Origin of the sequence: Kitasatospora sp. NPDC088351, assembly GCF_040685575.1 — a bacterium.
Lineage (GTDB): Bacteria > Actinomycetota > Actinomycetes > Streptomycetales > Streptomycetaceae > Kitasatospora.
This window is the reverse complement of sequence record NZ_JBFBIL010000072.1, coordinates 25,790-35,097: the sequence shown is the minus strand read 5'-3', so window position 1 is coordinate 35,097 and position 9,308 is coordinate 25,790. Positions and strand designations below refer to the sequence as shown.

Here is a 9,308-nt window from a genome sequence, read left to right as displayed (position 1 = left end):
ACCGCCCGCCGGGCCCCCCCCCAGGGTGGGGGGGCCCCGCCGTCGCGTGGGGCCGGGGCCCAGGGCCCCGGCACCAGGCGGGCGTGAAGTGCTCAGCGGGCGTGAACCCCGCGGCGCCGGAGGCCGGTCAGCGCTCGACCTCGCCGCGGATGAACTTCTCGACGTTCTCGCGGGCCTCGTCGTCGAAGTACTGGACCGGCGGGGACTTCATGAAGTACGAGGACGCCGACAGGATCGGGCCGCCGATGCCGCGGTCCTTGGCGATCTTCGCGGCGCGCACGGCGTCGATGATGACGCCGGCGGAGTTCGGGGAGTCCCAGACCTCGAGCTTGTACTCCAGGTTCAGCGGGACGTCGCCGAACGCGCGGCCCTCGAGGCGGACGTAGGCCCACTTGCGGTCGTCCAGCCAGGCCACGTAGTCCGACGGGCCGATGTGGACGTTCTTGGCGCCCATCTCGCGGTCGCGGATCTGCGAGGTGACGGCCTGGGTCTTGGAGATCTTCTTGGACTCCAGGCGCTCACGCTCGAGCATGTTCTTGAAGTCCATGTTGCCGCCGACGTTCAGCTGCATGGTGCGCTCGAGGATCACACCGCGGTCCTCGAACAGCTTGGCCATCACGCGGTGCGTGATGGTGGCGCCGACCTGGGACTTGATGTCGTCACCGACGATCGGCACGCCGGCCTCGGTGAACTTGTCCGCCCACTCCTTGGTGCCCGCGATGAACACCGGCAGGGCGTTCACGAAGGCGACCTTGGCGTCGATGGCGCACTGGGCGTAGAACTTGGCCGCGTCCTCGGAGCCGACCGGCAGGTAGCAGACCAGGACGTCGACCTGCTGCTCCTTGAGCACCTGGACGACGTCGACCGGGGTCTCGTCGGACTCCTCGATGGTCTCCAGGTAGTACTTGCCCAGGCCGTCGAGGGTGTGACCACGCTGGACGGTGACGCCGGTGGGCGGCACGTCGCAGATCTTGATGGTGTTGTTCTCGCTGTTGCCGATGGCGTCGGCCAGGTCGAAGCCGACCTTCTTGGCATCGACGTCGAAGGCGGCGACGAACTCCACGTCACGGACGTGGTAGTCACCGAACTGGACGTGCATCAGCCCGGGGACCCTGCCGGCCGGGTCGGCGTCCTTGTAGTACTCGACACCCTGCACCAGCGACGCGGCGCAGTTGCCCACGCCCACGATGGCTACGCGAACCGAACCCATTCCGGTTGCTCCCTGTGATCTCATGAGAGCCGCCGGGGCTCGGCGGCACTCGTCCTGCTTCTTCGATGACTGCTTGACGGGCGCGAGGCGCCCACTCCTGCCGCGTGGCACAGGGCTGACGCGGTGTCAGCGCTCCTGGGCGGAGCGCCCCGGGCGGTCGTACGGTGGCCCGGGCGGGTCCGAGGACCCGTCCTCCTGGCCACGGCCGTCCGAAGTCTGTTCGGATACTGCGGTGTTCGGCCCGCCGGTGGACGGCCCGGTCCGGCCGGTGCGGTTGGCCCGCTCGGTCTCGATGAGCTCGTTGAGCCACCGGACCTCGCGCTCCACCGATTCCAGTCCGTGTCGCTGCAGCTCGACGGTGTAGTCGTCGAACCGCTCCCGGGCCCGGGCGAGCGAGTTGCGCATGCGCTCCAGGCGCTCCTCCAGCCGGCTGCGGCGTCCCTCCAGGACGCGCATCCGTACCGCGCGGTCGGTCTGGCCGAAGAACGCGAAGTGGACGCCGAAGTGCTCGTCCTCCCAGGCGTCGGGGCCGGAGTCGGCGAGCAGTTCCTCGAACCGCTGCTTGCCCTCGGGGGAGAGCCGGTAGACGATCTTGGACCGCTTGCCGTTGAGCGCGGTGGCCGGGACGTACTCGACGTCCGGGTTGTCCTCGACCAGGAAGCCCTGGGCCACCAGGCTCTTCAGACAGGGGTAGAGCGTTCCGTAGGAGAACGCGCGCAACGTTCCGAGGAGGACGTTGAGCCGCTTGCGCAGCTCGTACCCGTGCATCGGGGCGTCATGGAGCAGACCGAGAACGGCGAACTCCAGCACTCCTGAGCGCCTGCCCATTGCTGTCGTCCTCCTTCCCTCCGGCCGTTTTCCGGCCGCCGTGTCCGGCGGTATGTCGCTCCGATGTATCGGCTCGATATATCGAGAACAGTAAACCGGGGTCTCCGAAGGGGCAAGGGGGGCGCGCGTGAATGTGATCACAAGGCGACGCGCGGGCGGGCTTGGCAACGGGCGTGTAATGATCTACTGCCGTTTTGCGGTCATACGTAACTGATGCCCGATTAGTTGTATATCTCGGCTGCGTACGCTGTCGCGTGTGCACGAGGACCAACCTCCGGGGTCAGGGCGGTTGCGGGCATCGGACGTGAACCCTGCCTTCAGGCTCGACCGCCTGGCGAGGAGTAGCTGGAAACATGAGCGAACGACGGCGGAGGTCGCCGAACGGCGGCGGTGGGCAGCCCCCGGGCGGCAACGGCCGCCCGAGCGGAGCCGGACCCGATGAGCCCGGCCCGGAAGGTTCCGGCCGGCGGCGCCCCCCGGGCGTCAGGGAGACCGCGCAGCAGCCCCGGATGACCCGTGCCGAGCTGCGCAAGGCCGCCCAGAAGGGCGGCAGGCGCGGTGGTGCCGCGGCAGAGCCGCCGGCCGGACGGGGCGGAAAGCCCGGCGGTCCCGGCAAGCCGGGCAAGAAGCGGTTCATCGACTACCCGCGCTTCGGCAAGCAGGGCGTCCGCCGCTGGCTGCCGTCCTGGAAGCAGTGGCTCACCGGCTTCCTGGTGGTCTTCGCGACCTGCGTCGGCGGGGTCTGGTACGCGTACGCCAACACCGAGATCCCGAAGATCCACGACCTGGTCAAGGACCAGAACAACATCTACTACTGGGCCGACGGCACGGAGATGACCCGCAAGGGCGAGACCAACCGGCAGATCGTCGAGCTCTCGGAGATCAGCCCCTCCCTGCAGAACGCGGTGATCGCGGCGGAGAACGAGACTTTCCGCACCGACAGCGGCATCGACCCCAAGGGCATGCTCCGCGCCGTCTACAACATGGCGACCGGCGGCGAGACCCAGGGCGCCTCGACGATCACCCAGCAGTACGTCAAGAACGCCTACCTCAGCCAGGAGCAGACCCTCAGCCGCAAGGCGAAGGAGTTCTTCATCACCCTGAAGGTCAATCAGGACATGGAGAAGAACGACATCCTGAGGGACTATCTGAACATCAGCTGGTTCGGTCGCGGTGCCACCGGCATCCAGGCCGCCGCCCAGGCGTACTACGGGGTCGACGCCAAGGACCTCGACATCTGCCAGAGCGCCATGCTGGCCGGCCTGCTCAAGGGCGCCACCCTGTACGACCCCACCAACCCGGCCAACCACGACCGCGCGGAGGGCCGCTGGAAGTGGATCCTGGAGCGGATGGTCACCACCAAGAACGCCACGGCCGAGGAACGGGCCAAGTGCACCGCGTTCCCCGAGCCGATCCCGCGCAAGCCCTCGGCCAACATGAACGGCGAGATCAGCTACCTGGTCGACACCGCCAACAAGTTCGTCATGAGCAAGGACCCCCAGATCACCCAGCAGGTGATCGACAAGGGCGGTCTGAAGATCTACACGACCTTCGAGAAGGACAAGGTCGACGCCCTGAAGGCGGCCGTCGACGAGGTCAAGGGCGAGACGCTCAACCTGCAGAAGCGCCCCGAGCAGGACAAGTGGGTCCAGTTCGGCGCCGCCTCCGTCCGGCCCGGTAACGGCGCGATCGTCGCCCTCTACGGCGGCGACGGTGTGGAGAACCAGCACTTCGACAACAACGCCGACGCCAAGGGCGTCCAGGTCGGCTCGACCTTCAAGCCGTTCGTGCTGGCCGCGGCGATGCAGATCGGGGTGCAGACCGAGACCGACGACAAGGGCAAGCCGAAGCGGATCAACGCGGACAGCCGCTACCTCTCCGACGACATGTCCGAGATCCACAAGCCGGACGGCTCGCTGGTGATCGGCGACGACGGCAAGCCGTACCGGCAGCGGAACGAGGACCCCGGCAAGCGCGGCTACGTTTCGCTGCGGCAGGCCATGCAGAATTCGTACAACGTTCCGTTCGTCCAGCTCAACCAGGATGTCGGCGGCCAGAACGTGGCCAACATCGCGGAGGCGATGGGCGTGCGCAAGGAGAGCTTCGTCGACCCCAAGACCCCGACCTTCGCGCTCGGTACCTCCACCGTCAGTCCGATCCGGATGGCGACGGCGTACGCGACCCTCGCCGCCAGCGGCAAGGAGGCCGACCCCTACTCGGTGACCAAGGTCGAGTGGAGCGGCAGGGAGCGCCCCGGGTTCGCCAAGCCCGCGCTGAACCAGGCGCTGGAGACGGCCGTCGCGGACAACGTCACCGACGTGCTGGTGAACGTGGCGAAGAACGGTACCGGTTCCAAGACCAACACGCTCGGCCGCCCGGTGGCCGGCAAGACCGGTACCACCGACGAGAACAAGTCGGCCTGGTGGGTCGGCTACACCCCGCAGCTGGCCACCAGCGTCGCGATGTGGCGCGAGGACCCGGTCAAGCACGAGCGGCTGTCGCTCAAGGGAACCGGCGGCAAGGACTCGGTGCACGGTGGTGACACCCCGACGGACATCTTCACCCGGTACATGAAGGCCGCCCTGGCCAGCGAGAAGAAGATGGACTTCCCGGCCCCGCAGCCGATCGGCAGCCAGGTGGACTCCTCCGGCGCCCCGAGCACCGCGACCGCCACGACCTCTCCCTCGTCGACCGAGACCGTGCCGACCACCGCCCCGGAGCCGGGAGTCCCGCTGCCGCCGCAGCCGACCACCACCCAGGGCCCGGCCTGCGTCCCCGGCGTGGACTGCCCGGGCACGGTGCCGAGCCCGACGACGACCAGGACGCACCCGACCGGTGGTGGTGGCGGCGGTGGCGGAGCCTCGCCGACCTGCATCATCGGGAACATCGGGTGTACGACGCCGACCCCGACCTCCACGGACCCGGGTGGCGGCAACGGCGGCGGCACCGGCGGCGGCAAGCCGTCCGGCAGGCCGAGCACCTCGGCCACGCCGACCGGCGGTACATCGGGAAATCCGATTCCCTAGCAGGCTGACGGTGTGATCAACGGCGGTGGCGGCCCTCTCCGGAGGGCCGCCACCGCCGTTTCGCCGTATTCGGCGCGATTCGTCACGGCCGTGGCGGGGCGCCTGCCGGGCCGTTGCGGGGGCCTCCTCGTCCAGCCGGGACAGGTGCGGCAGGATGTCCCGCATGACGTCGAGCGCTCCTGACGAAACCGTCGGCCGGACCGGGCCCGAAGAGGCCGCCGGGCCATCCCCGACGGACCCCGCCGCGGCGGCCGCGGCAGCCGCTCGGAGCGACCGGCCCGCCGTGGCGGCCCCGTCGGCTCCGGCCGCCCCGCCGGCCAACACCGTGGTCGTCCCGGCGGACGAGGACCCGGTGGCGGCGGCCGGCAGCGAGGTGATCGGCGGCCCGCCCGGCCGGCGCGCCCTGCTGGGCGTCTCCTGGTGGATCCCGGCGCGCTTCCTGGCGCTGCTGGTGATCGTGGTCTCGGCGCTCGGCATGGTGCAGAAGCTGCCCTGCTACAACGAGGCCTGGTTCCAGCCGGGTTCGCCGCAGTACATCCACGCCTGCTACAGCGACATCCCGCACCTGTTCTCCGGGCGCGGCTTCGCGGCCGGACTGCACCCGTACGTGGACCGGATCCCGGGCACCTCCGGTGATCTGCAGTACCTCGAATACCCGGTGCTGACCGGCCTGTTCATGCAGATCTCGGCCTGGCTGACGCCCGGCGGCGGCAGCAGCCAGCAGCAGGAACAGTGGTTCTGGGCGATCAACGCGGGCCTGCTGATGGCCTGCGCGGTGATCGCGGTGGTGGCGCTGTCGCGCACCCATCGCCGACGCCCCTGGGACGCCCTGCTGTTCGCGCTCGCCCCCTGCCTGCTGCTGAACTCCACGGTCAACTGGGACCTGCTGGCGGTCGCGCTGGCCGCCGTCGCGATGGCCTGGTGGGCCGGCTCGCGCCCGGTCTGGGCGGGCGTCTTCATCGGCCTGGCCACGGCCGCCAAGCTCTACCCGCTGCTGCTGCTCGGCCCGCTGCTGGTGCTCTGCTGGCGGGCCGGCCGCTGGCGCGACTTCCGGGCGGTGCTGGGCGGCGCGGTCGCCGCCTGGGTGCTGGTCGACCTGCCGATCATGATCGCCAACTGGCAGGGCTGGTCGACCTTCTACGTCTTCAGCAAGCACCGCAAGGAGGACTACGGCTCCTTCTGGCTGATCCTGATGCAGGGCCGGGGCGTGGCCCTGGAGAACCTCGACACCTTCATCGCGGTGCTGATGGTGCTCAGCTGTCTGGGGATAGGGTGGCTCGCCTTCTCGGCGCCCCGCCGCCCGCGCTTCGCCCAGCTGGCCTTTCTGGTGGTGGCCGCGTTCGTCCTGGTCAACAAGGTGTACTCACCGCAGTACGTGCTCTGGCTGCTCCCGCTCGCGGTGCTGGCCCGGCCGCGCTGGCGGGACTTCCTGATCTGGCAGTCCTGCGAGGTGCTCTACACCCTGGGCATCTGGTCCCACCTGGGCTTCGTCACCGGGCCCAAGCAGCACGGGATCAACGAGTCCTGGTACCACTTCGCGATCGTCCTGCACCTGCTGGGCACGCTCTACCTGTGCGGCATGGTGATCCGCGACGTCCTGCAGCCGGAGTCCGACCCGGTGCGCTGGGACGGCAGCGACGACCCGTCCGGCGGGGTGCTCGACCAGGCCCCGGACGTCTTCGTCCTCGGCGCCGCCCGGCGGCTGCGCGAGGAGGAGACCTACGCCGCGTACGCGCCGGCCGGCCCCGAGGAGTGGCTCAAGGAGCCGGAGCCGGCCGAGAGCGGCAGGCCGCAGTAGCGGCCGGCCGGCCCGGCGCCCTGCCGTCCGTCCTGCGCCACGGTCCGTCGCGCCCTACCGGTCGACCACGCGGTCGAAGTGCGTGGTGGTGTGGCGGACCTGGAGGCCGAGCTCGTCGCCGACGGCCGGCGGCTTGGTCTCGCCGTCCAGGAACAGCAGCGAGACCTGCATGTGCGGCGGCTCGGCGAACCAGAGCTGCTTGCCGGACCAGTTGTACGGCGACTTGGTCTTGTTGACGGTCGCCAGGCCGGCCCGGGCGATGCCCTTGGCCCGGGAGGACATGCCCTGCACGTACTTCGGCGCCTCCAGGCCGATGCCGTGCGCGGTGCCGCCGGCGACCACCAGCAGGTGGCCGTCGGTCGGCGCCGGGTGCTGGCGGTAGCCGTAGCGGTCGCCCTTGACGACCGGGGTGACGTCCAGGACCGTCGCCCGGACCTCCAGCGCGTCGTGGTCGCCCAGCCAGAGCCGGGTGCCGATCCGGGCCCGGAAGACGGTGTCCGGGTAGCGCTGGGCCAGCTGCTCCATGCCCGCCGCGCCGAGGTGGCTGACGAACACGGTGTGCACCGGCACGCCGGCCGCCCGGGCGGTGTCCACCCAGTACGCCACCTCGTCGACCGGATTGCTGCCGTCCGGCCGGTCCATCGGCAGGTGCAGCGCCAGGCCCTCGAAGGAGACGCCGTCCAGTTCGGCGGCGACCGCCGTGAGGTCGGCCGCGCTCACCCCGTGGCGGCGCATGGTGGTCATGCACTCCACCACCACCCGGGCGCCGTGCAGCGCGCGCAGCGCGCCCAGGTTGGCGACCGTCCGGATCACCCGGGCGTGCGGCAGCGGGAGCACCTCCTCGCCGACCCGGTACGGGGTGAGCACCAGCAGCTCGCCGCCGTACCAGTCGGCGGCGTCGGCCGCCTCGTACGCGGTCCCGACGGCCAGCACACCGGTGCCGAGCAGCGTCGCCTCCTCGGCGAGCCGGTGGTTGCCCAGGCCGTAGCCGTTGCCCTTCGCCACCGGAACCAGGCCGGGGAACTCGGCCAGGACGGACCGCTGATGGGTCCGCCAGCGGTCGGTGTCGAGGTAGAGCGACAGCGTCATCGGGTCATCTCCCAGGGGGTGTTGGGCACGGCGGAGCGGATGCGGCTCAGCGCCTCGACATGTAGAGGTCGAGCGCCTTGTGCAGCAGCTTGTTGAGCGGGAAGTCCCACTCGCCGAGGTACTCGGCGGCCTGGCCGCCGGTGCCGACCTTGAACTGGATCAGGCCGAACAGGTGGTCGTTCTCGTCCAGCGTGTCACTGATGCCGCGCAGGTCGTAGACGCCGCCGCCGAGCGCGTACGAGTCGCGCATCATCCGCCACTGGATGGCGTTGGACGGCTTGACCTCGCGCTTGTGGTTGGCCGAGGCGCCGTAGGAGTACCAGACGTGCTCGCCGACCACCAGCATCGTGGTCGCGGCGAGCGGCTCGCCGTCGTGGTAGGCGATGTAGAGCCGCATCCGGTTCGGGTCCTCGGCGGTGAGGGCCTTCCACATCCGCTGGAAGTACGACAGCGGGCGCGGGGTGAAGCGGTCGCGCTCGGCGGTCACCAGGTACAGCTGGTGGAAGATCGGCAGCTCGTCGTAGCCGCCCTGGAACACCTCGACGCCGCTCTTCTCGGCCTTCTTGATGTTGCGGCGCCAGAGCTGGTTGAAGCCCTTCTGGATGTCGTCCAGCGAGCGGTTGGCCAGTGGCACCTGGAAGACGTAGCGCGGCTGGACGTCGCCGAACCCGGCGCCGCCGTCCTCGCCCTGCAGCCAGCCGGCCTTGCGCAGCCGGTCGGCCACCTCGAAGGCGCGCGCCTCGTACCAGTCGGCCTCGACGTCGCGCAGGCGCTTGGCCTGCTTGCCGGCGATGGCCTCCTTGATGGTCGGCGCGTCCCAGCGGCGGATCACCACCGGCGGGCCCATCTTCACCGAGAACGCGCCCTGCGACTTCAGGTGCGCCAGCATCGGCGACAGCCAGCGGTCCAGATCGCGGTCGAACCAGTCGATGACCGGGCCCTCGGGCAGGTAGGCCAGGTACCGCTTGAGCTTCGGCAGCTGCCGGTAGAGCACCAGGCCGGCGCCGACGATCTGGCCGGAGTCGTCGAACCAGCCGATCGACTCCGAGCGCCACTCGGCCTTCACATCGCCCCAGGACGGCACCTGCATGTGGCTCGCCGAGGCGCGGCTCCTGATGAAGGCGAGGTGCTCCTCGCGGGTGATCGTCCTCAGGCGCAGGCTCATGCTCGGTGCTCCTCGTCGGTCGGGCTGCGGTGGGCCCAGGTTCTCGGGCTGACCTTATCGTCCGGGATCCCGGCTCCTGCGGCTGCGGGCGCGCAGGCGCCCCCGGCGCATACCTGTCTCTTCCAGATACGCGACGGGGGCGCCGGGGGTTCCGGAACCGCCGGGACGGACGGGGCGGGCCGGCCCCGGAGC

6 protein-coding genes are annotated in these 9,308 nt (G+C 70.2%); 2 read left to right on the top strand and 4 right to left on the bottom strand.

The features are described 5' to 3' along the window. Positions 1 to 127: 127 nt before the first annotated feature. Positions 128 to 1,210: an inositol-3-phosphate synthase gene (locus AB0P06_RS32610; RefSeq protein ID WP_363613801.1), complete on the bottom strand. Its 1,083-nt coding sequence runs from the start codon at positions 1,208 to 1,210 to the stop codon at positions 128 to 130. Positions 1,211 to 1,336: 126 nt separating this feature from the next. Beyond that, positions 1,337 to 2,038 carry a PadR family transcriptional regulator gene (locus AB0P06_RS32605; RefSeq protein ID WP_363613799.1) on the bottom strand — a complete coding sequence of 234 codons (702 nt, stop codon included), beginning with the start codon at positions 2,036 to 2,038 and terminating at the stop codon, positions 1,337 to 1,339. Positions 2,039 to 2,547: 509 nt separating this feature from the next. Here AB0P06_RS32605 and AB0P06_RS32600 point away from each other — a divergent pair. Continuing rightward, the gene (locus tag AB0P06_RS32600; protein WP_363613797.1) at positions 2,548 to 5,064 is read left to right on the top strand and encodes a transglycosylase domain-containing protein; all 2,517 of its coding nucleotides are present in this window, start codon (positions 2,548 to 2,550) and stop codon (positions 5,062 to 5,064) included. A 163-nt stretch (positions 5,065 to 5,227) separates the two neighbouring features. Further along, positions 5,228 to 6,862, top strand: a complete 1,635-nt coding sequence (locus tag AB0P06_RS32595) for a glycosyltransferase 87 family protein (protein ID WP_363613795.1) — start codon at positions 5,228 to 5,230, stop codon at positions 6,860 to 6,862. A gap of 54 nt (positions 6,863 to 6,916) precedes the next feature. Here AB0P06_RS32595 and AB0P06_RS32590 read toward each other — a convergent pair whose 3' ends face one another. Continuing rightward, positions 6,917 to 7,951, bottom strand: a complete 1,035-nt coding sequence (locus AB0P06_RS32590) for an alanine racemase (RefSeq protein ID WP_363613793.1) — start codon at positions 7,949 to 7,951, stop codon at positions 6,917 to 6,919. Between the two features lie 46 nt (positions 7,952 to 7,997). After that, the gene (locus tag AB0P06_RS32585) at positions 7,998 to 9,116 is read right to left on the bottom strand and encodes a peptidoglycan bridge formation glycyltransferase FemA/FemB family protein (protein ID WP_363613791.1); all 1,119 of its coding nucleotides are present in this window, start codon (positions 9,114 to 9,116) and stop codon (positions 7,998 to 8,000) included. Between the last annotated feature and the right edge of the window lie 192 nt (positions 9,117 to 9,308).